The organism is Flavilitoribacter nigricans DSM 23189 = NBRC 102662 (genome assembly GCF_002646595.1).
In the GTDB taxonomy this organism is placed as follows: domain Bacteria; phylum Bacteroidota; class Bacteroidia; order Chitinophagales; family Saprospiraceae; genus Flavilitoribacter; species Flavilitoribacter nigricans.
The window spans coordinates 1-650 of record NZ_PDUD01000135.1; the positions used below are offsets into that span (position 1 = coordinate 1).

General features: G+C 50.8%; 1 pseudogene. It reads left to right on the forward strand.

Annotated elements, in window-relative coordinates:
• A pseudogene (locus CRP01_RS42725) lies at positions 1–650 on the forward strand (hypothetical protein); the annotation flags it as partial.

The following is a 650-nucleotide window of genomic DNA, read 5'->3' on the forward strand; positions in this document are numbered from 1 at the left end:
CTGTTGATCGAAGACAAACTGCCTGCATACTGTGTACCGCCGCTGCCTGCTTCTATTGACTGCGACGAACTGCCATTCGACTTTGACCCAACTGACTCTGAGCAAATGACTGAACTGTTCGGCGAAGCCACTGGTTCTGACAACTGCCCAGGTTACACGGTAGTAGAACTGGATCCGCTGACTGACGACCTGACTGACTGTGGCTACGGCACTTTCGTACGTCGCTTCCAGGTGTCTGACGCAAAAGGTCTGACTTCTACGAACAAGTGTGAGCAAGTAGTAACGATCAAAGAGCAGCACAAATACAAGATCAAGTTCCCGAAAGATGCGGAAGCTAACTGCGGTACTCCTCAGGTAGACACCATCGAAACGGAAGAACTGGCTTGTGACCTGCTGGCCGTAAGCGTGAAAGATGACTTCTTCTCTGCCAGTGGCGACGAGTGCTACAAAATTTTCCGCACTTACTCTGTAATCAACTGGTGTGAGTACGACGGGATCTCTGATCCGGTTGTAGTTAGCCGCGACGAAGATTGCGACGGCAAACCAGGTGACGAAGATGTATGGGTGATCGTAATGACTATGGACGATCCGGACCCATGCTACGACTACTACGGTGGCTACCAGGCTGATTTCTACTCTCACGTTTGGTA